General features: G+C 45.6%; 20 protein-coding genes and 4 tRNA genes. 20 read left to right on the forward strand and 4 right to left on the reverse strand.

Annotation, left to right across the window (positions count from 1 at the left end):
- Nucleotides 1–5 precede the first annotated feature (5 nt).
- From Q4A84_RS06815 to def, 4 genes are read right to left on the reverse strand one after another with little or no spacing between them, the layout of a single operon-like run.
- Nucleotides 6–605, reverse strand: coding sequence for a DUF4390 domain-containing protein (locus Q4A84_RS06815; RefSeq protein WP_303088182.1), 600 nt, complete (start codon nucleotides 603–605; stop codon nucleotides 6–8).
- Nucleotides 571–1,833 (reverse strand): 16S rRNA (cytosine(967)-C(5))-methyltransferase RsmB, encoded by a 1,263-nt coding sequence (rsmB, locus tag Q4A84_RS06820; RefSeq protein WP_303088183.1) that lies wholly within the window; start codon nucleotides 1,831–1,833, stop codon nucleotides 571–573. The genes Q4A84_RS06815 and rsmB overlap by 35 nt, the downstream gene beginning before the upstream one ends.
- Entirely contained in the window at nucleotides 1,830–2,753 is a 924-nt protein-coding gene (fmt, locus tag Q4A84_RS06825) for a methionyl-tRNA formyltransferase (RefSeq protein WP_303088184.1), read from the reverse strand. The genes rsmB and fmt overlap by 4 nt, the downstream gene beginning before the upstream one ends.
- Before the next feature lie 23 nt (nucleotides 2,754–2,776).
- Nucleotides 2,777–3,280, reverse strand: coding sequence for a peptide deformylase (def, locus tag Q4A84_RS06830; protein WP_303088185.1), 504 nt, complete (start codon nucleotides 3,278–3,280; stop codon nucleotides 2,777–2,779).
- A 171-nt stretch (nucleotides 3,281–3,451) separates the two neighbouring features.
- Here def and Q4A84_RS06835 point away from each other — a divergent pair, with 171 nt between their 5' ends.
- The 20 genes from Q4A84_RS06835 (at nucleotide 3,452) to Q4A84_RS06930 (ending at nucleotide 24,887) form a co-directional block, all read left to right on the forward strand.
- On the forward strand, nucleotides 3,452–4,564 hold the full coding sequence (locus tag Q4A84_RS06835) for a peptidoglycan-binding protein LysM (RefSeq protein WP_303088186.1): 1,113 nt from the start codon (nucleotides 3,452–3,454) through the stop codon (nucleotides 4,562–4,564).
- A 229-nt stretch (nucleotides 4,565–4,793) separates the two neighbouring features.
- Nucleotides 4,794–5,978: a DNA-processing protein DprA gene (gene dprA / locus Q4A84_RS06840; protein ID WP_303088187.1), complete on the forward strand. Its 1,185-nt coding sequence runs from the start codon at nucleotides 4,794–4,796 to the stop codon at nucleotides 5,976–5,978.
- Between the two features lie 48 nt (nucleotides 5,979–6,026).
- Nucleotides 6,027–6,485, forward strand: a complete 459-nt coding sequence (locus tag Q4A84_RS06845) for a DUF494 family protein (protein ID WP_303088188.1) — start codon at nucleotides 6,027–6,029, stop codon at nucleotides 6,483–6,485.
- Nucleotides 6,486–6,581: 96 nt separating this feature from the next.
- Nucleotides 6,582–8,876, forward strand: a complete 2,295-nt coding sequence (gene topA / locus Q4A84_RS06850; protein ID WP_303088189.1) for a type I DNA topoisomerase — start codon at nucleotides 6,582–6,584, stop codon at nucleotides 8,874–8,876.
- A 116-nt stretch (nucleotides 8,877–8,992) separates the two neighbouring features.
- Complete coding sequence (gene rsmD, locus Q4A84_RS06855; RefSeq protein ID WP_303088190.1) at nucleotides 8,993–9,553, forward strand: 16S rRNA (guanine(966)-N(2))-methyltransferase RsmD; 561 nt, start codon at nucleotides 8,993–8,995, stop codon at nucleotides 9,551–9,553.
- Between the two features lie 189 nt (nucleotides 9,554–9,742).
- Nucleotides 9,743–9,994, forward strand: coding sequence for a YfhL family 4Fe-4S dicluster ferredoxin (locus Q4A84_RS06860; RefSeq protein WP_303088191.1), 252 nt, complete (start codon nucleotides 9,743–9,745; stop codon nucleotides 9,992–9,994).
- Between the two features lie 112 nt (nucleotides 9,995–10,106).
- Nucleotides 10,107–10,190: transfer RNA gene (locus tag Q4A84_RS06865), tRNA-Tyr, on the forward strand.
- Between the two features lie 38 nt (nucleotides 10,191–10,228).
- A tRNA-Gly gene (locus Q4A84_RS06870) sits at nucleotides 10,229–10,302 on the forward strand.
- A gap of 9 nt (nucleotides 10,303–10,311) precedes the next feature.
- Nucleotides 10,312–10,386, forward strand: a tRNA-Thr gene (locus tag Q4A84_RS06875).
- Nucleotides 10,387–10,437: 51 nt separating this feature from the next.
- Nucleotides 10,438–11,622, forward strand: coding sequence for an elongation factor Tu (gene tuf / locus Q4A84_RS06880; RefSeq protein WP_303088192.1), 1,185 nt, complete (start codon nucleotides 10,438–10,440; stop codon nucleotides 11,620–11,622).
- 7 nt (nucleotides 11,623–11,629) lie between these two features.
- Nucleotides 11,630–11,705 (forward strand) — tRNA-Trp (locus Q4A84_RS06885).
- A 63-nt stretch (nucleotides 11,706–11,768) separates the two neighbouring features.
- Nucleotides 11,769–12,194 carry a preprotein translocase subunit SecE gene (gene secE / locus Q4A84_RS06890; RefSeq protein WP_303088193.1) on the forward strand — a complete coding sequence of 142 codons (426 nt, stop codon included), beginning with the start codon at nucleotides 11,769–11,771 and terminating at the stop codon, nucleotides 12,192–12,194.
- A 2-nt stretch (nucleotides 12,195–12,196) separates the two neighbouring features.
- Nucleotides 12,197–12,736, forward strand: coding sequence for a transcription termination/antitermination protein NusG (gene nusG / locus Q4A84_RS06895; RefSeq protein ID WP_303088194.1), 540 nt, complete (start codon nucleotides 12,197–12,199; stop codon nucleotides 12,734–12,736).
- A 185-nt stretch (nucleotides 12,737–12,921) separates the two neighbouring features.
- A complete protein-coding gene (gene rplK, locus Q4A84_RS06900; RefSeq protein ID WP_303088195.1) occupies nucleotides 12,922–13,353 on the forward strand; it encodes a 50S ribosomal protein L11 in 432 nt (143 codons plus the stop codon).
- Complete coding sequence (rplA, locus tag Q4A84_RS06905; RefSeq protein ID WP_303088196.1) at nucleotides 13,354–14,049, forward strand: 50S ribosomal protein L1; 696 nt, start codon at nucleotides 13,354–13,356, stop codon at nucleotides 14,047–14,049.
- A gap of 241 nt (nucleotides 14,050–14,290) precedes the next feature.
- Complete coding sequence (gene rplJ, locus Q4A84_RS06910; RefSeq protein WP_303088197.1) at nucleotides 14,291–14,788, forward strand: 50S ribosomal protein L10; 498 nt, start codon at nucleotides 14,291–14,293, stop codon at nucleotides 14,786–14,788.
- A gap of 58 nt (nucleotides 14,789–14,846) precedes the next feature.
- On the forward strand, nucleotides 14,847–15,218 hold the full coding sequence (rplL, locus tag Q4A84_RS06915; RefSeq protein WP_303088198.1) for a 50S ribosomal protein L7/L12: 372 nt from the start codon (nucleotides 14,847–14,849) through the stop codon (nucleotides 15,216–15,218).
- Nucleotides 15,219–15,423: 205 nt separating this feature from the next.
- Nucleotides 15,424–19,602: a DNA-directed RNA polymerase subunit beta gene (rpoB, locus tag Q4A84_RS06920; RefSeq protein WP_303088199.1), complete on the forward strand. Its 4,179-nt coding sequence runs from the start codon at nucleotides 15,424–15,426 to the stop codon at nucleotides 19,600–19,602.
- Nucleotides 19,603–19,775: 173 nt separating this feature from the next.
- Nucleotides 19,776–23,960: a DNA-directed RNA polymerase subunit beta' gene (gene rpoC / locus Q4A84_RS06925; RefSeq protein WP_303088200.1), complete on the forward strand. Its 4,185-nt coding sequence runs from the start codon at nucleotides 19,776–19,778 to the stop codon at nucleotides 23,958–23,960.
- Between the two features lie 231 nt (nucleotides 23,961–24,191).
- Nucleotides 24,192–24,887, forward strand: a complete 696-nt coding sequence (locus tag Q4A84_RS06930; RefSeq protein ID WP_303088201.1) for a TonB-dependent siderophore receptor — start codon at nucleotides 24,192–24,194, stop codon at nucleotides 24,885–24,887.
- Nucleotides 24,888–24,918: the final 31 nt, after the last annotated feature.

A 24,918-nucleotide genomic window follows, 5' to 3' on the forward strand; every position in this document is an offset into this window, starting at 1 on the left:
GGCGCTTATTCCGTCGAGACGGTGAGATCTTTCCAGCCGGAATCCAGCTGCCAGCTTTTTGAGTTGATGGCATTGATTTGGAAAGGTTTAGGCAGTTTGGCCGTGCTGAGTGTTAAACGGATTTCCGATTGGATATTCTCGGCAGACTCGCCGGATAAGGTGCCGAGTGGTAGCACTTTCCAGTCTGAAATGGCGCCGATGCCGCGCAAGGCGGTTTCAAGATTGCTGTATTCTGTGGAAAAAGTACCCACGCTGATGCGGTAGCGGTTGGTCAACGGATGGTATGACAATTTGTAGGTTACTTGATTGTCGCTGCCGACGATTTGATTGAGCCTGAATTTATAAGCAGCCAAAGTGGGTGCGGAAAGCTGGTAATTTAAAGTGAAATGTAAGGGGACACCTTGTTGCAGAGCTTGTTTGAGTTGGTCGGGCAGCTCAGTTTTGAAACGGCTGCTTACGGCAAGCTGTCCGTCACCAGTTAGCCGCGCTTGGGCGCGCAATACGCTTATTCCTTCTGCTAAAGAGGCAAAAGGAATTAAGGCGATGAGTAGAGCAAGCAGGAAATGGTGCTTACTGCTTTTGGATAAGCGCGTAGTAAAAGCCATCTTGATTACTGTTGGGGAGTAAAGTATGTGTTTCTTTGCATTGTGCGTCGGCGTGCCTACTGAGGAATTTTTGTAATTGGCTACTGTTTTCTTCTTCAAAGACGGAGCAGGTGGCCAGCAGTATGCGACCGCCTTTTTTGAGCAAAGGCCACAACGAATCCAACAAAGCTTCTTGTTGGCGCGCTGTTTTGAATGCGTCGGACGGGCGGCGCAACCATTTGATATCAGGATTGCGCTTGACGACGCCCGAAGCTGTGCAGGGAATGTCGGCCAGTATCGCATCGAATGCGTTTCCATCATACCATGATGAGGTATCCTGTGCGTCGGCGCAACGGATACTGATGCCTGTCTGAAAACCTAAACGCGCTAAATTGTTGCGTACGCGTGCCAATCGCAGATTATCAATATCCAAAGCGGTAAGCTGGCAATCTGCCAATTCAAGTATGTGGCCGGTTTTTCCTCCGGGTGCGGCACAGGCGTCTAAAATGCGCTCGCCGTTTTTCGGGTTTAAAATCAGCGCGGCTTGTTGGGCGCCGAAATCTTGTACGGATACCCGCCCTTCATTAAATCCGGGTATCTGGTCGACTGGTAGTGCTTCTTCCAATTTGACCGCACGGTCCCCCAGTATTTTTGCTGCAATGCCGTTGGCCGCTAATTCTTCCGAGTAGCTTTGCGCATCACCGTGCCGGCAATTGATGCGTAAGGTTAGCGGCGGGTGGGATTGGAACGCGGTAATGATGTTGTTCCAGTGTTTCGGATAGTGGTTTTTCAGATAGGCAACCCACCATTCGGGGTGGTTGTATTTGGCTTCGGTATGGTTTTTACATTGAGCATTGAGTTTATCTTGTTCGCGCAGGAAACGGCGTAAAATGGCATTGGCAAAGGCACGAAACCGGCCGTTCTCGATGCGGGAAGCGGCTTGTACCGCTTCGTTAACCACGGCGTGCGGTGCATTTCGTGTGTGGTTTAATTGATACAGAGCTACCAGTAATAGGCTGTTCAGATCGGGGTGGCTGACTGGCTTTTTAATCATTTGCGATAACATAAAACGCAAACTGCCGGCATAACGTTGGCAGCCGTAGGCGATGTCTTGCAAAGCACCTTTTTCAGACGAGCTTAGCTCGGGGTGGGCGGATCGGATTTCGGATAAGGTATCTTGCAGGTTCTTGCCCGCTGCTACAGCGCCGACACTCTGTGCTGCCAAGGTTTGCACGCGCGATAGGCTCATAACTGTGTTCCTGCAGGAATAAGGTGTCCGGCAGTGAAGGCTGCGATATCCATTCGTTTGCTGCCTGCCGGTTGTAAAGACGTGATGCGCAGGGCATTATTACCGCAGGCCACAAGCAGGCCGTTTGAATCACAGCGTAATATCTCGCCGGCTTTGCCGTTGTGTGCCACTACTTCGGCCTGCCAGATTTTTAGAGGGGCATTTTGCCATTGAGTCCATGCGGCTGGCGTAGGGTTGAAGGCGCGGATTTTGCGTTCGATAAGATCCGCCGGTTCGTTCCAGTTGATTTTGGCTTCTTCTTTGCTTAATTTTTGAGCATAAGTAACACCGATTTCACTTTGCGGTGCGGCGGGCAGTTGGCGGGAAAGGGCAAGTTGTTGTAAATCGGCAACTATAGCGCGTGCGCCGATAAGTGCCAATGCATCATGAACTTCACGGGCGGTATCCATGTTTTTAATGGGATACCGGTGCTCGCTAATTACGGCGCCGGTATCAAGGCCGGCATCCATTTGCATGATACAAACGCCTGTTTCGCTGTCGCCCGCCTCGATTGCGCGTTGTATCGGCGCGGCACCGCGCCAGCGGGGAAGCAACGAAGCGTGAATGTTCAGACAGCCGTGTACCGGGATATTTAAAACCGCTTCCGGCAGAATCAGACCGTAGGCGGCTACCACCATTACGTCGGCATTTTGCTGTCGTAACAAGTCTTGCGCTTCTTCGCTGCGCAATGTTTTTGGTTGAGCCACCGTCAGGCCGAGGGTTTGTGCGAGTTGTTTGACCGGGCTGGCTTGCAGCTGCATGCCGCGGCCTTTCGGGCGGTCGGGCTGGGTTAATACTAATGGAATGGTAAACCCTGCATCAGCAATGGCTTGCAGCGCGGCGGCGGCAAAATCGGGGGTGCCGGCAAAGATAACGTTCATAAAAGGTAATGCCTGTCTGAAAATTACAAATCGTGTTTGGCACGCTTTTTTAACTTGGTTTTGATGCGATTCTGCTTGAGCGGGGATAGATATTCGACGAATATTTTGCCTATCAAGTGATCCAGCTCATGTTGTATGCAAATGGCCAACAGTCCATCGGCTTCTAACACGAATTTTTCACCGTTTTCGTTTAGCGCTTCAACGGTTACACGTTCGGCACGGGTAACGGTATCGTAAATGCCAGGAACCGATAAGCAACCTTCTTCGTAAGTGGTTTCGCCGTCTTTATGGGTAATAATCGGATTGATGAAGACGCGCGGTTCGTTATGCTCTTCACTTAAGTCCATCACCACCACCCGTTCGTGTACGTTGACCTGCGTAGCGGCCAAGCCGATGCCGCGTGCCTCGTACATGGTTTCAAACATATCGGCTACCAAAGTTTTAATCCGATCATCAACTTTTTCTACGGGTTTCGCCACGATATGAAGCCGTTCGTCCGGGTATTTCAGAATGTTTAGTAATGCCATAATCTTCTCAGTAACAATAGTGTGTGTTTTCTTTCAACGCTAGGATATTAACCGAAAACGGTGTTAAAATACCGCAATAGCATCCGGGGCGGGTCAAGTTTAATTGACTCGTTTGTTTAATTAAATGAATTATAGATGACAGTATTGAAGTTATTTCAAGGGGAGTTTGTCATGCAAAAACGTATTATAACCTTGCTTTGCGCGCTTGGCGTGGCTATTTCGGCACCGGCAGTGGCAAAAACGAAAGCCAAACCGAAAAAAGTCAGGCATGCGGTAAGCCGTACTTATAATCAGACAGAGCGTATTCCAACCGTCAAACTGGCACCGCGCGTGCGCGAAGTGTCTTCCGGTTATGGCATTCAAGCCATTAACGTTGATTTTTTCCGTATGTTCATGCGGCATCCGCAAGTAATTCCGCAAGCTGAAACACAAGATGCGCCGCGCCTGATTAAAGGGCCGGAAAATCGCATCATGTATAGCCGCGGCGATCGTGTTTATGCTTATGGTGTTAAAGAGCCCGGCCGTTATTTGGTGTATCGTGCGCGTAAAGACGTATTGGATCCTGAAACCCATAAATATTTGGGTCAGGAAGTGGTGTTTAGCGGTGTTTTGAACACCTTGCCTTATACCAATAGTGCATTGGATGCCCGTAGTGAGAAAGATGCGGAATATTTAAAAGATGGTGAGTATTATACCCGCCAGCATCCGCTGCTTAAAATTCCGACAAAAACCGCACAACCAATGATTGTGGAAGAGGCGATTTCTGAAATCAAAGAAGGTGATTATTTATTGAAAATTGATGAGAATCTGCAGAATTTCAATCAAAAAATCCAGCCTCATTCTCCCAGTCAACATATCGACGCACGGGTCGTCTCGATTCTTGACGGAATCAGCGAGGCCGGTCAATTCCAAACCATTACTTTGAACAAAGGCGAAGCAGACGGATTGGATCAAGGCAGTGTCGTTAGCCTTTATAAGAAAAGCCGCCAAGTGAAAATGGAGTTTGACGACGGCAAAAAAGGCCGCCGTAGCACGCTGAAATATGTGTCGATTCCAGCTGAAGAAGTGGGTTTGGCGATGGTATACAAAACCAGCGAACATTTGTCTTCCGCTATCATTTTGGAGAGCTTGACTAATATTAATATTGGCGACGTTGCTTCTGAACCGGGGCAGGATCTCGACAATATGCCGGGCGACAAGCCGCATGTCAGAAATGCACCGCAAGAATCTCACGATACGGAACATAACGAATACAATTATCGAAGCAATATCAATCCTTATTAATTTGATGGTGTTGACGTAAGGATTGTGAATGGGTTGGGCTCTGTATTCGACAGAGCCCAACCCATTCTTCGCTTTGATGCTGGGCAATGATTAGTGCGATTAAAAGACAGTATATTGATTTAATCGTTTCTTGCGGTTTTTTGTTCGGCGGGGCTCATAATTAATATCTAAAAATTATTTCAGACAGGCATATGCCTGTCTGAAAACACATTGCGAAAGTAGGGGGAGTATGAATCATCAAGAGTATTATGCTTGGGTTCAATTAGCGCTAACGCCTTATATCGGTGCCGAAAGCTTTGTTAAATTAATCCGGTTTTTCGGTACGGCGAGTCAAGTGTTGGCTGCACCTGTGGAACAGATTAAGCAGTTGGTTCATCATAAGCAGGCCGTTGCAGAGTGGGATAAAAACAGAGAGCAGGCTAAAATGGCTGCCGATGCGGCATTAACATGGGCGCAAGGTGAGGGTTGCCGGTTAATGCTCTTGAATGAAGCGGATTTTCCAATGATGTTGGCCGAAGGATTGACTCCGCCTCCTTTACTTTTCTTACGCGGCCGATCTGAATTGTTGATGCGTCCGTCAGTAGCAATCGTTGGCAGCCGTCATGCCACGCCGCAGGCTATGCGGATTGCTCGTGATTTTGCCAAGGCGCTGTCGGAGCAAGGGATTGGTGTCGTATCGGGTATGGCTTCCGGGATTGATACCGCAGCGCATCAAGGTGCGTTAGACGGATCGGCGGGGACGGTGGCTGTGTGGGGCACGGGAATCGATAGGATTTACCCTCAGGCTAATAAACAACTAGCATATCAGATTGCAGAAACGGGCTTGATTGTTTCTGAGTTTCCCTTGGGTACACGCCCTCTTGCAGGTAATTTCCCGCGTAGAAACAGATTGATTGCAGCTTTATCTCAGGCTACGTTGGTGGTGGAGGCGGCGGTAGAGTCTGGTTCGCTGATTACAGCTAGATTGGCAGGCGAAATGGGCAGGGAGGTTATGGCCGTGCCCGGGTCGATTGACAATCCACACAGTAAAGGTTGCCATAAATTGATTAAAGAAGGCGCCAAATTGGTGGAAAATTTAGAGGATATTTTACAAGAATGCCCTCAACTATTGCACAAAACGGGAATGTCGTCATATTCTATATATAGCGATTCCGTTTCCCAAACCAGTGTTGCGGGAGAAAATGCCAGCAAACAAACGAGCTTTCAGGCTGATAAAGCAGCGGAACACATAGGTGTAAATACGGAAGCAGATAGCGTTCTTGAGGCGATGGGATATGATCCGGTTCATCCTGATAGCCTGGCCGGTCGGCTTGATTTGGCAACGGCGGATGTATACGCTTTGTTATTGGAAATGGAACTACTCGGTGTGGTTGCGGCGATGCCGGGCGGACGTTATCAGCGGGTCAGAAAATAATATTAATAGTATGGATTGGCCCTTAGACGAGATTATTTAAGGAACAGTATGGCAGATGTAATTGCTTTTTTAATTGAACATTTTCGGGATTTTGATGCCTGCCCGCCGCCAAGCGATTTAGGTGCGTTATTAGAGGAAGCCGGTTTTGGTGATGTGGAAATCGGTAATTTATTGATGTTGCTGGAAGCATTGGAAAATCAGCCGCAAATAACTTTTTCTTCTGAAGAGGCAGGGCGATCGATGCGGGTTTATAGTCCTGAAGAATTGGAAGTATTGCCACAGGAAGTGTTGGGGTTGCTGCATTATTTAGAGCGGGAAGAGGCCATTAATGCGGGGCAACGTGAATTTGTGCTAAATGCTTTGCTTTCTATGCCACCGGAAGAAATCACGGTTGATATGGCGAAGATACTGGCATTGCTGGTCTTGTGGGCGCATAGAGCAGAGCTGCCCGTTTTAATCGGTGATGATTTAATGGTCGCGCTGCATGGGGCGGCAACGATGCACTGAAATGATTTTTTCGGTATCTATGTTTCAGACAGGCATGTGTATTAATTAATGCCTGTCTGAATACACATAATAATTTCAAAATAGAGAGCGATATAAATGACAAAGAATTTGTTAATTGTCGAGTCGGTAACCAAAGCGAAATCCATGCAGAAATACCTCGGGCCGGATTTTCAGGTGCTGGCATCTTACGGGCATGTACGAGATTTGATTCCTAAAAACGGGGCGGTTGATCCTGAGCATGATTTTTCGATGAAATATGAAATCATTGCGAAAAACAGCAAGCATGTCGATGCGATTGTAGCGGCGGCCAAGGAAGCGGAAAACATTTATTTGGCAACCGACCCGGATAGGGAAGGGGAAGCCATTTCATGGCATTTGTGGGAAATTCTGAAAAGCAAACGCGGTTTGAAAAATATTCAGCCGCAGCGTGTCGTATTTCATGAAGTAACTAAAAAAGCAGTGCAGGAGGCTATCCAGCATCCGCGCAATCTGGATTTCAATCTGGTGGATGCACAACAGGCGCGCCGTGCGTTGGATTATTTGGTCGGCTTTAACTTGTCTCCTTTGTTGTGGAAAAAAATTCGTCGCGGATTAAGTGCAGGAAGGGTGCAAAGCCCTGCGTTGCGCTTGATTTGCGAGCGTGAAAATGAAATCAAGGCATTTGAGAGTCAGGAATATTGGTCTGTTCATATGGATAGCCATAAAGGACGGCAAAAATTCAATGCTAAGCTGACTCATTGGCAGGGAAATAAATTGGAGCAGTTTTCCTTGCCTAACGAGTCTTCGCAGGCTGAGGTATTGAAAGGCTTGGAGGGTCAACAGGCTGTAGTGGCCGAAGTGGTGAAAAAAAAGGCCACCCGCAAACCGGTTGCGCCTTACACTACATCGACGATGCAGCAAGATGCGGTTCGCAAACTCAGTATGACAACCGATCGTACGATGCGTATGGCACAACAATTATTCGAAGGTATTGATGTCGGGCAAGGCGCGGTCGGCTTGATTACTTATATGCGTACCGACAGTGTGAATCTTTCTGCCGATGCAGTAACCGAATTGCGTCATTATATTGAAAAACAAGTCGGTTCTGATTTTCTACCGAAGGATGCGCGGGTTTATAAAACCAAGTCTAAAAATGCCCAGGAAGCGCACGAAGCTATTCGCCCCACGTCGGTTTACCGTACGCCGGAAAACGTGAAGCCTTTTTTAAGCAGCGATCAGTTTAAGCTTTATCAAATGATCTGGCAGCGTGCGGTGGCTTGCCAGATGGTCGATGCCAAATTTGATGCTACTACGGTCGACATACAAGTCGGGCAAGGTATGTTCCGTGTGACAGGCCAAGTTTTGTCGTTTCCGGGTTTTCTGCATGTTTACCAAGAAGGGCAGGATGAAGACGATGGCGATGAAAACAACAAAAAACTACCTGAATTGAAAGAGGGTGAAGTGCTGCCGGTAGATAAGCTTTATGGTGAGCAACATTTTACCCAACCGCCGCCTCGCTTTAACGAAGCTACTTTGGTTAAAGCCTTGGAAGACTTCGGCATCGGTCGGCCTTCTACTTATGCCAGCATTATTAAAACGCTCAAAGACAGAGAATATGTCACGGTAGATCAGCGCCGCTTTATGCCGACTGATACCGGAGATATTGTTAATAAATTCCTTACGGAACATTTCGAGCAGTATGTCGATTATGATTTCACGGCCAAGCTGGAAGACAGCTTGGATGAAATTGCTAACGGCAAGCGCCAGTGGATTCCTGTAATGGATAAATTCTGGAAAGGCTTTCATAAGCAAGTGGTAGAGAAAGAAGGCATCGAGCGCGCCAAAATTACTACCGAAGAGCTGGATGAAACCTGCCCGAAGTGTGGTACTCATAAATTACAAATTAAATTTGGCAAACGGGGGCGCTTTATCGCCTGTTCAGGTTATCCGGATTGCGACTATACCCGTAATATGAATGAAACCGCAGAAGATGCCGCGAAAGAATTGGAAGAGCCTAGTGTGGTGGAAGGGCGGGAGTGTCCGAAATGTGGCGGGCAATTGGTTTACAAAAAAGGCCGCTATGGTAAGTTTATCGGTTGTGCCAACTATCCGAAATGTAAACATATCGAACCCTTGGAAAAGCCAAAAGAAACGGGCGTTGCTTGTCCGAAGTGTGGCAAAGGTCAGTTGATTGAGCGCAAATCACGCTATGGTAAGTTGTTTTATAGCTGCAACACTTATCCTGATTGTGATTATGCCGTTTGGAATCCACCGCTTGCGGAAACTTGCCCCAAGTGCCATTGGCCTGTTTTGACCATAAAAACGACCAAGCGCAGAGGTGTTGAAAAGGTTTGTCCGCAAAAAGATTGCGGCTGGAGCGAACAAATCGAGCCTCCGGAACCAAAAGCATAAGCAGATAGACGCAAATATTCGTTTTATTTTCTATCTCAACAATGCCTGTCTGAAAACACACTAAATATTTCAGACAGGCATTCTATTGGCAAAGCCTGTCTGAAAAAGGAGACATCATGCCTACATACCAACATAGTAATCAAGTACGAATTATCGGGGGAGTGTGCAGAGGAAGGAAAGTTAACTTTGCATCTTCGGAAGGGCTGAGACCAACGGCTGATATGGTACGGGAACGCCTTTTTAATTGGTTGGGGCAGGATTTGACGGGTTTGAATGTATTGGATCTGTTTGCAGGAAGCGGTGCACTTGGGTTAGAAGCCGCATCCCGAAATGCTGCAAATGTCGTTATGGTAGAAAAAAATCGCAATGCGGCTCATGTTTTGAAACGAAATATCGAAACGCTTGGCTTGAATAATAGCGTGTCCGTATTGATGGGTGACGCACTTTCATACTTGCAAAATGTTGACCAACAGTTTGATGTCGTTTTTTTGGATCCGCCTTTTGCGTGGAGTGATTGGCCAGTTTTGTTTACGAAGTTACACCAGTGCCTGTTTGAAAAAGCCAAAGTGTACATTGAAGTAGGCAATATTCCCGCTTTCCCTGAATGGTTAATAGATTTTCGCGAAGGGAAATCAGGGAAAAGTAAATTCTTCTTAAAGGAATACCATGTCATTTAATAAAACAACAAGCGAACAGCAATAAACCAAAGGCTTTTTGTTTGTATTAATGATGGCTATAGATTCTTGATTATAATAACGATTATCAAATTGCAAAAAGCTTTAAACTAAGAGCAACAAACCCAGACTGTGTTATAATTACAAACCAATTATCCCAAAATAATTATTTTCAAATTTAAGGATTGTGAAATGTCACTCTTAATTACCGATGAGTGCATCAACTGTGACGTGTGCGAGCCAGAATGCCCAAACGATGCTATATCTCAAGGTGAAGAAATCTATGAAATTAATCCGGGTCTATGCACTCAATGCGTAGGTCATTATGACGAGCCGCAGTGTCAGCAGGTGTGCCCGGTGGATTGCATATTGATTGACGAAGAGCATCCCGAAACTCAAGCCGAACTACAGGCTAAATATGAGCGTATTATTACGGCGAAATAAATTAAAATAATCTTTTTATAAATTAGCATATTAAATTATTTGAAACGAAAATTAAGAAAATAATTCTTGACGATTTTAAAGCAAATTCGTATTATCGTATTCTTCAGTTTTAGGTGGGATTCCCGAGCGGTCAAAGGGGGCAGACTGTAAATCTGTTGCGAGAGCTTCGAAGGTTCGAATCCTTCTCCCACCACCAACCATTCATAGTTAATGGGGCTAAAGAATAGTAAGTATGCGGGTGTAGCTCAATGGTAGAGCAGAAGCCTTCCAAGCTTACGGTGAGGGTTCGATTCCCTTCACCCGCTCCAATCATATTAGCCCATGTAGCTCAGGGGTAGAGCACTCCCTTGGTAAGGGAGAGGTCGGCAGTTCAAATCTGCCCATGGGCACCAAATTCTTAAATTCCTTAACTTTGTTAGATATTTTATACACAGGAAATTGCCATGGCTAAAGAGAAATTCGAACGTAGCAAACCGCACGTAAACGTTGGCACCATTGGTCACGTTGACCATGGTAAAACCACATTGACCGCTGCACTGACCACTATTTTGGCTGAAAAATTCGGCGGTCAGGCAAAAGGCTACGACCAAATCGACAATGCCCCGGAAGAAAAAGCCCGCGGTATTACCATCAACACTTCACACGTTGAATATGAAACCGAAACCCGCCACTACGCACACGTAGACTGCCCGGGTCACGCCGACTATGTTAAAAACATGATTACCGGTGCGGCCCAAATGGACGGCGCGATTCTGGTGGTATCTGCTGCCGACGGCCCGATGCCGCAAACCCGCGAACACATCCTGTTGGCTCGTCAGGTAGGCGTTCCCTATATCTTGGTATTCATGAACAAATGCGACATGGTTGATGATGCCGAGCTGTTGGAGCTGGTTGAGATGGAAATCCGCGACCTGCTGAGCAGCTACGACTTCCCGGGAGACGACTGCCCGATCGTTCAAGGTTCTGCTTTGAAAGCCTTGGAAGGTGATGCCGCTTACAAAGAAAAAATCTTTGAACTGGCTGCTGCATTGGATAGCTACATTCCGACACCTGAGCGTGCGGTAGACAAACCTTTCTTGTTGCCTATCGAAGACGTATTCTCTATTTCCGGTCGTGGTACTGTAGTAACCGGTCGTGTAGAGCGCGGTATCATCAATGTTGGTGACGAGATTGAAATCGTTGGCTTGAAAGCGACTCAGAAAACCACTTGTACCGGTGTGGAAATGTTCCGCAAACTGTTGGATCAAGGTCAAGCCGGTGATAACGTAGGTGTTCTGTTGCGTGGTACTAAACGTGAAGAGGTTGAACGCGGCCAAGTATTGGCTAAACCGGGTTCGATTACTCCTCATACCAAATTCAAAGCGGAAGTTTACGTTTTGAGCAAAGAAGAAGGTGGTCGTCATACTCCGTTCTTCGCCAACTACCGTCCGCAATTCTACTTCCGTACAACAGATGTTACCGGTGCGGTTACTCTGGAAGATGGTGTTGAAATGGTAATGCCTGGTGAGAACGTAACGATTACAGTAGAACTGATTGCTCCGATTGCGATGGAAGACGGTCTGCGCTTTGCGATTCGTGAAGGTGGTCGTACCGTAGGTGCCGGTGTGGTATCTTCTATCATCGCTTAATCTATAGAGGCCAGTAGCTCAATTGGTAGAGTATCGGTCTCCAAAACCGAGGGTTGGGGGTTCGAGACCCTCCTGGCCTGCCAAATCAAAAAAACTAACCGGCCTTGTAGTCGGTTAGTTTTTATTATTTTAGCTTAGGTTTAATAATGACAGCAAAAACTCCGCTTGAGTCATTGTCGACAGGCGTCAAATCTGCGAAGCAAATTAAAAAAAGATTCAGTATCCTCGACTTTTTTAAGTTATTGATTGCTTTAGCTGTGTTTGGTGTAGGTCTATGGGCATATTATTCAAATGTTTTAACGATACCTTCTTATGCGAAGCAAGGTGCTTTGGCTGTAAGCGGATTAATCGCTTTAGTGTTAATTCTATTCTGGTGTCAGTTTGGAAGAGCCTTTCTAGAGTATGTGAGTGATTCTTACAACGAGTTTAAAAAAGTTGTTTGGTTAACCAGAGCTGAGTCAATTAAAATTACTGTTAGGGTAATTATTTTTGTGGCAATTCTGTCTGCCTTTATTTATGGTGTGGATAGTTTGATTTCCATTGTGTTCAATACAGTATTGCTGAAAGGCTAAAAATGTCTAAACGCTGGTATGTGGTCCAGGCTTATTCAGGATTTGAGAAAAATGTCCAAAAAACTTTGAAAGAACGTATTTTGCGTGAAAAGATGGAAAGTTATTTTGGAGAGATTTTGGTTCCGGTTGAAGAGGTGGTTGATATTAAAAATGGTCGCCGTACTGTAAGTGAGAGGAAATTCTTTCCAGGCTATGTGCTTGTGGAAATGGAAATGACAGATGAGTCATGGCATTTGGTAAAAAGCACTCCGCGAGTAAATGGTTTTATTGGTGGTAAGGCTAATAAACCACTTCCTATTACCCCGAAGGAAGTAGACGTCATTATGGGGCAAGTGAATGCACATGGAACTGATCGTAAGCCCAAGCCGAAAGTTGAGTTTGATATAGGTCAGCAAGTTAGGGTGAATGAAGGCCCGTTTGCAGATTTTAGTGGAGTAGTAGAGGTTGTTGATTATGAGAAAAATAAATTAAGGGTTTTGGTACAAATATTTGGAAGAGAAACGCCGGTTGAGTTGGAATTTGGGCAGGTAGAAAAAGTGTAAATTTGTCAAAAATAAGAGTTTCAGTTATATGATTTTCCAAAGCTACTTTTTAATTTATACGAAAGTAGTTTTATTTAAAAAATTTCTATTGGAAAATAGATTTATAAGTGTTAAAATTATAAATTCGTTTTAGGGAAGCGGAACTTTTTAATATTCTGCGTCATACCCATTTTTAGGAGCTAGTTGTGGCAAAAAAAATTGTTGGTTATATTAAACTGCAGATTCCTGCAGGTAAAGCAAATCCATCCCCACCTGTTGGCCCTGCGCTCGGTCAGCGTGGTTTGAATATTATGGAATTTTGTAAAGCATTTAATGCGGCAACTCAGGGAATGGAACCTGGTTTGCCAATTCCTGTTGTAATCACAGCATTTGCTGATAAGTCTTTTACTTTTGTGATGAAAACCCCGCCTGCTTCAATTCTATTGAAAAAAGCAGTTGGTTTGCAAAAGGGAAGCTCTAATCCGTTGACTGATAAAGTAGGTAAAGTGACTCGTGCACAACTTGAAGAGATTGCTAAAACAAAAGAGCCTGATTTAACTGCTGCTGATTTAGATGCCGCCGTTCGTACTATTGCTGGATCCGCCCGTTCTATGGGTCTTGATGTGGAGGGTGTGTAAATGGCTAAAATTTCTAAACGGTTGAAATCTCTACGTGAGTCATTTGATTCTAACAAACTATATCCGATCGATGAAGCTATTGCTTTGGTGAAGAAATCAGCAACTGCTAAATTTGATGAGTCTGTTGACGCATCTTTTAATTTGGGAGTTGATCCACGTAAATCCGATCAGGTTATTAGAGGATCTGTTGTATTGCCTAAGGGTACGGGTAAGGTTACTCGTGTGGCTGTTTTTGCTCAAGGTGCGAATGCTGAAGCAGCTATAGCTGCTGGTGCAGATATAGTAGGCTTTGAGGACTTGGCTGAAGAAGTTAAAAAAGGTAATTTGAATTTTGATGTGGTTATTGCATCGCCTGATGCAATGCGTATTGTTGGTCAGTTGGGTACCATTTTGGGTCCTCGTGGTTTGATGCCTAATCCTAAAGTAGGTACGGTAACTCCTAACGTTGCTGATGCTGTTAAAAATGCAAAAGCAGGGCAAATACAATATCGTACCGATAAAGCTGGTATCGTTCATGCTACGATTGGTCGTGCTTCTTTCTCGGAAACTGACTTGAAAGAAAACTTTAACGCATTACTAGATGCTTTAGTGAAAGCTAAGCCTGCAGCTTCTAAAGGGCAATATTTAAAGAAAATTGCCGTTAGCAGTACCATGGGTTTAGGCGTTAGAGTTGATTCTGCAAGTGTAAATAATTAATTTGTAATTGAACCAACTCTGTCGTATTGCGATGGAGTTGATTTAAAGTGGGCTACTTAATAAAAATTAAGTAGATGTCCAAGACCGTAGGGATCTTCATGATTTAATAAACAAACCCTACGCAGACGGTAGTCCTGAAGTTTTAAGCAAGAATGACTTGCAAAATGTCTTTTCAGGTTGCCGAACTGGTGAAGTATCTGAATATTTAGATACTTTGATGATAAACAGTAGGAGGTGGACCTTGAGTCTCAATATTGAAGCCAAGAAAGCAGCCGTAGAAGAAATTAGTGCTGGTATTGCTAATGCTCAAACTATGGTTATTGCTGAATATCGCGGTATCAGTGTTGCCAATATGACTGAACTTCGTTCTAATGCTCGTAAAGAAGGCGTTTATTTGCGCGTTTTGAAAAATACATTAGTTAGAAGAGCAGTTGCAGATACGCCGTTTGCTGCATTAGCAGATCAAATGGTGGGTCCTTTGGTTTATGCTGCATCAGAAGATGCCGTGGCAGCTGCGAAAGTACTGCATCAGTTCTCGAAAAAAGATGACAAAATAATTATTAAGGCTGGTTCTTATAATGGCGAATTGATGGATGCAAGCCAAGTTGGTGAGTTGGCATCTATTCCGAGCCGTGAAGAATTGTTGTCTAAATTGTTATTTGTTATGCAAGCGCCGATTTCAAGCCTTGCTCGTGGATTGGCTGCTTTGGCAGAGAAAAAAGAAAGCGAAGCCGCTTAATTCGGTTTTGTCATATTTATATTAATTTCTGAGTTTAAAATATTAGGAGTTTGATAGCATGGCTATTACTAAAGAAGACATTTTGGAAGCAGTTGGTAACTTGACTGTTATGGAATTGAACGACTTAGTTAAAGCGTTCGAAGAGAAATTTGGTGTTTCAGCTGCCGCTGTTGCAGTAGCTGCAGGCCCTGCTGCCGGTGGCGCTGCTGCTGAAGCAAAAACTGAATTTGATGTTATTTTGACTGCTGCAGGCGATCAAAAAGTTGGCGTGATTAAAGTGGTTCGTGCAATTACTGGTTTGGGCCTCAAAGAAGCTAAAGATATGGTTGACGGTGCTCCTAAAACTGTTAAAGAAGGTGTATCTCAAGCTGAAGCAGATGACATCAAAAAACAATTGGAAGAAGCAGGCGCTAAAGTCGAAATCAAGTAATTCCTTTTTCCAAATGGGCTGGCAGTTTACTGCCAGCCTTATTTCGCTTCTATTATTTCTTATTGGTTTAAATTTACATAAATTTATATTTTGATCGTTTTTTTATGTAATTTTATGTAATTTTGAACTTGAGTTTGAATTGCAGATAGCTATAGTTGATAGCTGTAGCCCGTTATTTTAATTGTTTCACTTGGTGGGGTGTTATATGAGTTATTCGTTTACTGAGAAGAAACGTATTCGTAAGAGTTTTGCGAAACGTGCTAATGTTTTGAACGTGCCGTTTTTGTTGGCAACGCAGTTGGATTCTTATTCAAAGTTTTTACAACAAGATAAATCATTTGATAAGCGCAAAGATGATGGTCTCCAAGCCGCTTTTAACTCAATTTTCCCGATTGTGAGTCATAACGGTTATGCTCGTCTGGAATTTGTCCATTATGTATTGGGAGAGCCTCTTTTTGATATTTCTGAATGCCAGTTAAGAGGAATCACTTATGCTGCTCCTTTGCGTGCCCGCATCCGTTTGGTTATTTTAGATAAAGAATCTTCTAAGCCTACTGTTAAAGAAGTGCGAGAAAATGAAGTTTATATGGGTGAAATTCCGCTAATGACACCCAGTGGTTCATTTGTGATTAATGGTACGGAGCGTGTCATCGTATCTCAATTGCACCGTTCGCCCGGTGTGTTTTTCGAACATGACCGTGGCAAAACCCATTCTTCCGGCAAACTATTGTTTTCGGCTCGCGTAATTCCTTATCGTGGTTCTTGGCTTGATTTTGAGTTTGATCCTAAAGATTTACTTTATTTTCGTATTGACCGCCGCCGCAAAATGCCGGTGACGATTTTGTTAAAGGCATTAGGATATAACAACGAGCAAATTTTAGATATTTTCTACGATAAAGAAACATTCTATCTTTCTAAAAACGGGATTGAGACAGATTTGGTGCCAGCCCGTTTGAAAGGAGAAACGGCCAAGTTAGATATCGTTGATGCCGATGGTAAAGTTTTGGTGCAAGCGGGCAAACGGATTACAGTAAAAAATATCCGTGATATTGAGAAATCCGGTTTGAAACGGTTGTCTGTTGAGGCGGATGCTTTACTAGGCAAGATTCTGGCTAAAGACGTGGTTGTTCCGGATACGGGAGAGGTGTTGGCCGTTGCTAATGATGAGATTACTGAAGAATTGTTAGCCCAAATGGACATTCATGGGGTAACGGATTTACAAACTTTATATATCAATGAATTGGATCAAGGTGGCTATATTTCAGCTACTTTGAGTACAGATGAAACACTGGATCAGCAAGCTGCGCGAGTTGCGATTTACCGTATGATGCGTCCTGGCGAACCGCCTACTGAAGAAGCAGTTGAGCTGTTGTTCAATCGTTTATTTTTCAATGAAGACAGTTATGATTTGTCGCGCGTAGGTCGGATGAAATTCAATACGCGTACATATGAGCAAAAATTAACTGATGCTCAAAACGCATCTTGGTATGGCCGTTTGATTAACCAGACTTTTGCCGGAGCGGCAGAGAAGGGTGGTTATGTACTGAGCGTGGAGGATATCGTTGTATCAATCGCTACTTTGGTTGAATTGCGTAATGGGCATGGAGAAGTGGATGATATTGACCACTTGGGTAACCGTCGTGTGCGCTCAGTAGGTGAGTTGACCGAAAATCAATTCCGCAGTGGTTTGTCGCGTGTAGAACGAGCCGTTAAAGAACGTTTGAATCAAGCTGAGTCGGAAAATTTGATGCCCACCGATTTGATTAATGCCAAACCGGTTTCTGCGGCGATTAAAGAATTTTTCGGTTCCAGCCAATTAAGTCAGTTCATGGATCAGACCAATCCCTTGTCTGAAATTACGCATAAACGCCGTGTATCAGCATTAGGCCCGGGAGGCTTGACTCGTGAGCGTGCAGGATTTGAGGTGCGCGACGTACATCCGACTCATTACGGTCGTGTTTGCCCGATTGAAACGCCGGAAGGTCCGAATATCGGCTTGATTAATTCTTTATCTGTTTATGCGCGTACCAACGAGTACGGCTTTTTGGAAACGCCTTATCGTCGTGTTGTGGATGGTAAGGTAACAAATGAAATCGATTATTTATCTGCAATCGAAGAGGGCCGTTATGTTATTGCGCAGGCCAATGCGGATTTGGATGAGAATGGTAAGCTGACAGGCGATTTGATTACGTGTCGTGAAAAAGGCGAAACCATTATGGCAACCGCCGATCGTGTGCAATATATGGATGTGGCAACCGGTCAAGTGGTATCGGTAGCAGCCTCTTTGATTCCGTTCTTGGAACATGATGATGCGAACCGTGCTTTGATGGGTGCCAACATGCAACGGCAAGCCGTACCGTGTTTGCGCCCGGAAAAACCGATGGTGGGTACGGGCATCGAACGATCGGTTGCTGTTGACTCAGCTACGGCTATTGTAGCGCGTCGCGGCGGTGTGGTGGAGTATGTTGATGCAAACCGTATTGTGGTTCGTGTGCATGATGATGAAGCCACGGCAGGTGAAGTGGGTGTGGATATCTATAATCTGGTTAAATTCACCCGTTCGAACCAATCTACTAACATTAACCAGCGTCCTGTTGTAAAAGCCGGTGATGTGTTGCAACGTGGTGATGTGGTGGCTGATGGTGCATCTACCGACTTGGGGGAATTGGCTTTAGGTCAAAACATGACCATCGCTTTTATGCCGTGGAACGGATATAACTATGAAGATTCCATTTTGATTTCGGAAAAAGTGGCGGCAGATGATCGCTATACTTCCATTCATATTGAAGAATTGAATGTAGTTGCTCGCGACACTAAATTGGGTGCGGAAGAAATTACCCGAGATATTCCGAATTTGTCGGAACGTATGCAGAACCGTTTGGATGAAAGCGGTATCGTGTATATTGGCGCGGAGGTTGAAGCAGGCGATGTACTGGTAGGTAAAGTAACGCCTAAAGGCGAGACTCAACTTACACCTGAAGAGAAGCTGCTTCGCGCGATTTTTGGTGAGAAAGCCTCTGATGTGAAAGACACCTCGTTACGCATGCCTACCGGTATGAGCGGTACGGTTATTGACGTACAAGTCTTTACTCGTGAAGGTATCCCGCGCGATAAGCGTGCTCAATCTATTATCGATGCGGAATTGAAACGCTATCGTCAGGACTTGGGCGACCAATTGCGGATTTTTGATAACGATGCATTTGACCGTATTGAGCGCATGCTGGTTGGGCAAAAAGCCAACGGCGGCCCGATGAAGTTGGCCAAAGGCAGTGAAATTACAACTGAATACTTAAGCAGTTTGCCAAGCAAACACGATTGGTTTGATATTCGTCCGGTAGATGAAGATCTGGCTAAACAGCTTGAATTGATTAAGTTGAGTTTGCAACAAAAACGCGAAGAGTCGGAAGTTCTTTATGAAATTAAAAAGAAAAAAATGACTCAAGGCGACGAGCTGCAACCGGGCGTTCAAAAAATGGTGAAAGTATTTATTGCCATCAAACGCCGTTTGCAAGCCGGCGACAAAATGGCCGGGCGACATGGTAACAAAGGTGTGGTATCGCGTATTTTGCCGGTGGAAGACATGCCGTATATGGCCGACGGCCGTCCGGTGGATATTGTGTTGAACCCGTTGGGCGTACCTTCACGGATGAATATCGGTCAGATTCTAGAAGTGCACTTAGGCTGGGCTGCCAAAGGTATTGGCGAGCGCATAGACAGAATGTTGTCGGAGCAGCGAAAAATAGACGAAATCCGTGCGTTTTTAAACCGGTTGTATAACGGCAGCGGCAAGCAGGAACGTTTGAATGAATTGAGCGACGAAGAAATCTTGACATTGGCGGAAAATCTGAAAAAAGGTGCGACGTTTGCTTCTCCTGTGTTCGATGGTGCCAAAGAGGCAGAAATTTATGAAATGCTAGATTTGGCTTATCCAAACGATGATCCGGAAGTTCAGAAGTTGGGCTTTAACGACAGCAAAACGCAAATTACGCTTTATGATGGTCGCTCGGGGGAACCGTTTGACCGTAAAGTGACCGTTGGTGTGATGCACTATCTGAAGCTGCACCACTTGGTTGACGAGAAAATGCACGCCCGTTCTACTGGTCCGTACTCTTTGGTTACGCAACAACCGTTGGGCGGTAAAGCTCAATTCGGTGGACAGCGGTTCGGTGAGATGGAGGTATGGGCACTGGAAGCTTACGGTGCAGCCTACACCTTGCAAGAAATGCTTACTGTGAAGTCGGATGATGTAACCGGTCGTACCAAAATGTACGAAAACATCGTTAAGGGCGAGCACAAAATCGATGCGGGCATGCCGGAGTCTTTCAACGTATTAGTTAAAGAAATCCGTTCGTTAGGTTTGGATATTGATTTGGAGCGCAACTGATTCCAGTGGCAATGCCTGTCTGAAACCGCTTGATGCTTTTTCAGACAGGCTTCCTTACCGAAACTAGGTTTCGCCAGCTTTAACTGTGGTGCATACCTAGCGGCATAATCCCGAACAATGATGCCTGTCTGAAAAGAGAGGCAGAAAAAGATACTTCCTTAAAAGGAGCAAAAATGAAAGCTTTGTTAGACTTGTTCAATCCCCTGCAATCGTCAGGGATGGAAGAAGAATTCGACGCGATTAAAATCGGCATCGCTTCTCCCGAAACCATCCGATCTTGGTCTTACGGGGAGGTAAAGAAACCCGAAACCATTAACTACCGAACATTCAAACCCGAGCGTGACGGCTTGTTTTGCGCCAAAATCTTTGGTCCGGTTAAAGACTACGAGTGCTTGTGCGGTAAATACAAACGATTGAAATTCAAAGGTGTTACTTGTGAGAAATGCGGAGTGGAAGTAACGCTTTCCAAAGTGCGTCGCGAACGGATGGGTCATATCGAGCTGGCTGCGCCGATCGCACACATTTGGTTTTTGAAATCCTTGCCTTCCCGCTTGGGTATGGTATTGGATATGACCTTGCGTGATATCGAGCGTGTCTTGTATTTTGAAGCGTTTGTGGTGACAGATCCCGGTATGACGCCGTTGCAACGCCGCCAGTTGTTAACCGAAGAAGACTATTACAACAAGCTGGAAGAATTCGGCGACGATTTTGATGCCAAAATGGGTGCCGAAGGCATTCGCGACTTGTTGCGTAATCTGGATATTAGCGCCGAGGTGGAATTACTGCGTCAGGAATTGGATTCAACCGGTTCTGATACCAAGATCAAAAAAATTGCCAAACGTCTAAAAGTATTGGAGGCCTTCCAGCGCAGTGGTATGAAGCTGGAATGGATGATTATGGACGTATTGCCAGTCTTGCCGCCCGATTTGCGCCCGTTGGTGCCGTTGGATGGCGGTCGTTTTGCTACATCCGATTTGAATGACTTGTATCGCCGAGTGATTAACCGTAATAACCGCTTAAAACGCTTGCTGGAATTACATGCGCCTGACATTATCGTGCGTAATGAAAAACGCATGTTGCAAGAAGCAGTGGATTCCTTGTTGGATAATGGTCGTCGCGGTAAAGCGATGACAGGTGCCAATAAACGCCCGCTTAAATCACTGGCCGATATGATTAAGGGTAAAGGCGGTCGTTTCCGTCAAAACCTGCTGGGTAAACGCGTCGACTATTCTGGCCGTTCCGTGATTACTGTTGGTCCTTACCTGCGCTTGCACCAATGCGGTTTGCCGAAAAAAATGGCGCTGGAATTGTTTAAACCTTTTATTTTCCATAAATTGGAATTGCAAGGTTTGGCTTCTACCGTGAAGGCGGCCAAAAAACTCGTTGAGCAGGAAGTGCCTGAAGTTTGGGATATTTTGGAAGAAGTGATCCGCGAACATCCGATTATGCTGAACCGTGCGCCGACCTTGCACCGTTTAGGTATTCAAGCGTTCGAGCCGATTTTGATTGAAGGTAAAGCCATTCAATTGCATCCGCTGGTCTGCGCGGCGTTCAACGCCGACTTTGACGGTGACCAAATGGCTGTGCACGTTCCATTGAGTTTGGAAGCGCAAATGGAAGCCCGCACCTTGATGCTGGCCTCTAATAACGTATTGTCGCCCGCCAACGGCGAACCGATTATCGTGCCTTCGCAAGATATCGTGTTGGGTCTGTATTATATGACTCGGGACAAAATCAACGGCAAAGGCGAAGGCAGTTTGTTTGCCGACGTGAAAGAAGTGCATCGTGCCTACCATACCAAACAAGTGGAATTGGGTACGAAAATTACCGTGCGTATTCGTGAATGGGTGAAAAACGACGAAGGTGAATTCGAACCGGTTCTTAACCGCTATGAAACCACTGTAGGTCGTGCGCTACTGAGCGAAATTCTGCCGAAAAGCCTGCCGTTTGAATATGTAAACAAGGCGCTGAAGAAAAAAGAAATTTCCAAGCTGATTAACGCATCTTTCCGCTTGTGCGGTTTGCGCGATACGGTTATTTTTGCCGACCATTTGATGTATACCGGTTTCGCATTGGCAGCCAAAGGTGGTATTTCCATTTGTGTGGACGATATGGAAGTACCTGCACAGAAAGCTGAATTGTTGGCAGAAGCGCAAGGCGAAGTGAAGGAAATTGAAGACCAGTACCGTCAAGGCTTGGTAACCAACGGCGAGCGCTATAACAAGGTAGTCGATATCTGGGGTCGTACCGGCGATAAAATCGCGAAAGCGATGATGGATAATTTGTCTACCCAGAAAGTGTTGGATCGTGAAGGCAAAGAGGTGGATCAAGAGTCATTCAACTCCATCTACATGATGGCCGACTCAGGTGCCCGTGGTTCGGCAGCTCAGATTAAGCAGCTTTCGGGTATGCGCGGTTTGATGGCCAAACCAGACGGTTCGATTATAGAAACGCCGATTACCGCCAACTTCCGTGAAGGTCTGACCGTATTGCAATACTTTATTTCGACGCACGGTGCGCGTAAAGGTTTGGCGGATACGGCCTTGAAAACGGCTAACTCAGGTTATCTGACCCGTCGATTGGTAGACGTGACTCAGGATTTGGTTGTTATCGAAGATGATTGCGGCACTTCGGACGGTTTCGTTATGAAAGCGGTGGTGCAGGGCGGCGATGTTATCGAGCCTTTGCGCGATCGTATTCTGGGCCGTGTAACGGCTGCCGATGTGGTTGATCCTTCCAGTGACGAAACGTTGGTGGAAGCCGGTACGCTGTTGAATGAGCAGTTGGTTGATCTGATTGATAACTCAGGTGTGGATGAAGTTAAAGTACGTACGCCGATTACCTGTAAAACCCGTTACGGTTTGTGTGCCAAATGTTATGGCCGCGACTTGGCGCGTGGTAAATTGGTTAATGCCGGTGAAGCGGTTGGTGTTATTGCCGCACAATCTATTGGTGAGCCGGGTACTCAGTTGACCATGCGTACCTTCCACATCGGTGGTGCTGCATCGCGTGCCGCCGCTGCCAGCCAAGTCGAAGCCAAATCGAATGGTACGGCGCGCTTTAACAGCCAGATGCGTTATTTGATGAACAATAAGGGCGAGTTGATTGTTATCGGTCGTTCTTGCGAAGTTGTGATTCATGATGACATCGGCCGTGAGCGCGAGCGTCACAAAGTACCTTACGGTGCGACCTTGTTGGTTAACGACGGTTCGGGTGTGAAAGCAGGCCAAACGCTGGCGACATGGGATCCGCATACTCGACCGATGATTACTGAACACGCGGGTCGTGTGAAATTTGAAAACATCGAAGAAGGCGTAACCGTAACCAAACAAACCGATGAAATTACCGGTTTATCCACTTTGGTGGTGATTGATGGTAAGCGTCGCGCGTCCAGCACATCCAAATTGTTGCGGCCGACGGTAAAACTCTTGGATGAAAATGGGGAAGAAGTAAGAATCCCGGGTACGGAAACCGCCGTATCTATGGCTTTCCCGGTTGGCGCCATCATTACCGTTCGCGAAGACCAGGAAGTAGGTAAGGGTGATGTATTGGCCCGTATTCCGCAAGCCTCATCCAAAACCCGCGATATTACCGGTGGTCTGCCGCGGGTGGCGGAGTTGTTTGAAGCCCGCGTACCAAAAGATGCCGGAATGCTGGCGGAAGTAACCGGTACGGTATCGTTTGGTAAAGAGACCAAAGGTAAGCAACGTTTGATTATCACTGATTTGGACGGTGTGGCGTATGAAACTCTGATTTCCAAAGAGAAACAGATTCTGGTGCATGACGGCCAAGTGGTTAACCGCGGCGAGACCATTGTTGACGGCGCGGTGGATCCGCATGATATTCTGCGCTTGCAAGGAATCGAAGCTCTGGCACGCTATATCGTACAGGAAGTGCAGGAGGTGTATCGCTTGCAAGGCGTGAAGATTTCCGACAAGCACATTGAGGTTATCATTCGCCAGATGTTGCGTCGCGTTAATATTGCCGACGCAGGCGAAACCGGCTTTATCCCCGGCGAGCAAGTGGAGCGGGCGGATGTGATGATGGCCAATGAAAAAGCGGAAGCCGAAGGCAAAGAGCCTGCTCGTTTTGAAAACATTTTGTTGGGTATCACAAAAGCCTCGTTGTCTACCGACAGTTTCATTTCAGCCGCATCGTTCCAGGAAACTACGAGAGTGTTAACCGAAGCCGCTATTATGGGTAAACACGATGAATTGCGCGGTTTGAAGGAAAACGTGATTGTCGGCCGCCTTATCCCTGCCGGTACCGGTTTGACTTACCATCGCACCCGTCGTCGTGAATGGGCGGAGGCTAATGAAGCCGGAGAGCCGACAGTAGGTGAGGAATTGCCCGAATAAGCATTTGGCTTGAACTTTGTGTAACAAAGAACCGCCGACTATTTATAGTCGGCGGTTTTTAGTTTTCAGACAAGCATCTATTTTGCATAACTATTTGAAAAATAATAACTGTTTCTATTAAACAACAATAAGGCGAAAGGTTTGTCGTATTTGACTGTTTAATGTAGTTTAATTACAAAAAGTGATAAAATTACAAAGTAATTTACTATATTTCATTTCAGAGAGAATTTTATGCAACAGAAAACATTTAAGCTAACAACGTTAGCCGCATTTTTAGCACTGAGTGGGCAAAGCTTCGCGGATGACTCTTCTACCGAGGTATCTACCGTTAATGTAACGGGGCAAAGCAGAAGCACTCGTACTGAAAACCGCGATTCCTATACAACTTCCGCTATGCGCACGACAACTGGTTTGGCATTATCACCGAAGGAAACGCCGCAGTCGGTTAGTGTGATTACGAAAACACAATTGGACGATCGTGGCATTACCAGTATGGAAGATGCTTTGAAAACCACTACTGGAATTAATGTCATTCCAGATAGTGCTCGTTGGTGCTATCAAAGTCGGGGTTTTTATATCGATCAAATTGAAGAAGATGGTATTTCCACTACGGTCGCAGGAGCATCCGGTAATACGTGGAATGATCCGCAGAGCATGACTAATTTAGCTTTTTATGATCATATTGAGGTATTGCGTGGTGCTACTGGTTTAACCCAGTCTAATAGCGAACCAGGAGGGACGATTAACGCTGTACGTAAACACCCAACTGCTAGTCGCCAAATTGGTGGAGACTTATTAATTATTAATCGATTTGGAAAAGTTGTAGTAACGGCCGATGCTTCGGGCAGCTTAAATGAAGCGAAAACAATTCGCGGCAGAATCGTTGGAACCTTTAATAAAAATAATGGGGCTGTCCTAGATAACTAGTACAAATCATGCTTTACTAATTGTTTTAAAA

Source organism: Neisseria sp., from assembly GCF_030527965.1.
GTDB lineage: Bacteria > Pseudomonadota > Gammaproteobacteria > Burkholderiales > Neisseriaceae > Neisseria.

What these genes read in the sequence shown, in the direction of transcription:
- Q4A84_RS06815 (WP_303088182.1), bottom strand. Translation starts at nt 605, where the DNA reads ATGGCTTTTACTACGCGCTTATCCAAAAGCAGTAAGCACCATTTCCTG.
- rplL (WP_303088198.1), top strand. Translation starts at nt 14,847, where the DNA reads ATGGCTATTACTAAAGAAGACATTTTGGAAGCAGTTGGTAACTTGACT.
- rsmD (WP_303088190.1), top strand. Translation starts at nt 8,993, where the DNA reads ATGCCTACATACCAACATAGTAATCAAGTACGAATTATCGGGGGAGTG.
- rsmB (WP_303088183.1), bottom strand. Translation starts at nt 1,833, where the DNA reads ATGAGCCTATCGCGCGTGCAAACCTTGGCAGCACAGAGTGTCGGCGCT.
- rpoB (WP_303088199.1), top strand. Translation starts at nt 15,424, where the DNA reads ATGAGTTATTCGTTTACTGAGAAGAAACGTATTCGTAAGAGTTTTGCG.
- nusG (WP_303088194.1), top strand. Translation starts at nt 12,197, where the DNA reads ATGTCTAAACGCTGGTATGTGGTCCAGGCTTATTCAGGATTTGAGAAA.
- Q4A84_RS06835 (WP_303088186.1), top strand. Translation starts at nt 3,452, where the DNA reads ATGCAAAAACGTATTATAACCTTGCTTTGCGCGCTTGGCGTGGCTATT.
- def (WP_303088185.1), bottom strand. Translation starts at nt 3,280, where the DNA reads ATGGCATTACTAAACATTCTGAAATACCCGGACGAACGGCTTCATATC.
- fmt (WP_303088184.1), bottom strand. Translation starts at nt 2,753, where the DNA reads ATGAACGTTATCTTTGCCGGCACCCCCGATTTTGCCGCCGCCGCGCTG.
- topA (WP_303088189.1), top strand. Translation starts at nt 6,582, where the DNA reads ATGACAAAGAATTTGTTAATTGTCGAGTCGGTAACCAAAGCGAAATCC.
- Q4A84_RS06930 (WP_303088201.1), top strand. Translation starts at nt 24,192, where the DNA reads ATGCAACAGAAAACATTTAAGCTAACAACGTTAGCCGCATTTTTAGCA.
- Q4A84_RS06845 (WP_303088188.1), top strand. Translation starts at nt 6,027, where the DNA reads ATGGCAGATGTAATTGCTTTTTTAATTGAACATTTTCGGGATTTTGAT.
- dprA (WP_303088187.1), top strand. Translation starts at nt 4,794, where the DNA reads ATGAATCATCAAGAGTATTATGCTTGGGTTCAATTAGCGCTAACGCCT.
- tuf (WP_303088192.1), top strand. Translation starts at nt 10,438, where the DNA reads ATGGCTAAAGAGAAATTCGAACGTAGCAAACCGCACGTAAACGTTGGC.
- rpoC (WP_303088200.1), top strand. Translation starts at nt 19,776, where the DNA reads ATGAAAGCTTTGTTAGACTTGTTCAATCCCCTGCAATCGTCAGGGATG.
- rplA (WP_303088196.1), top strand. Translation starts at nt 13,354, where the DNA reads ATGGCTAAAATTTCTAAACGGTTGAAATCTCTACGTGAGTCATTTGAT.
- Q4A84_RS06860 (WP_303088191.1), top strand. Translation starts at nt 9,743, where the DNA reads ATGTCACTCTTAATTACCGATGAGTGCATCAACTGTGACGTGTGCGAG.
- secE (WP_303088193.1), top strand. Translation starts at nt 11,769, where the DNA reads ATGACAGCAAAAACTCCGCTTGAGTCATTGTCGACAGGCGTCAAATCT.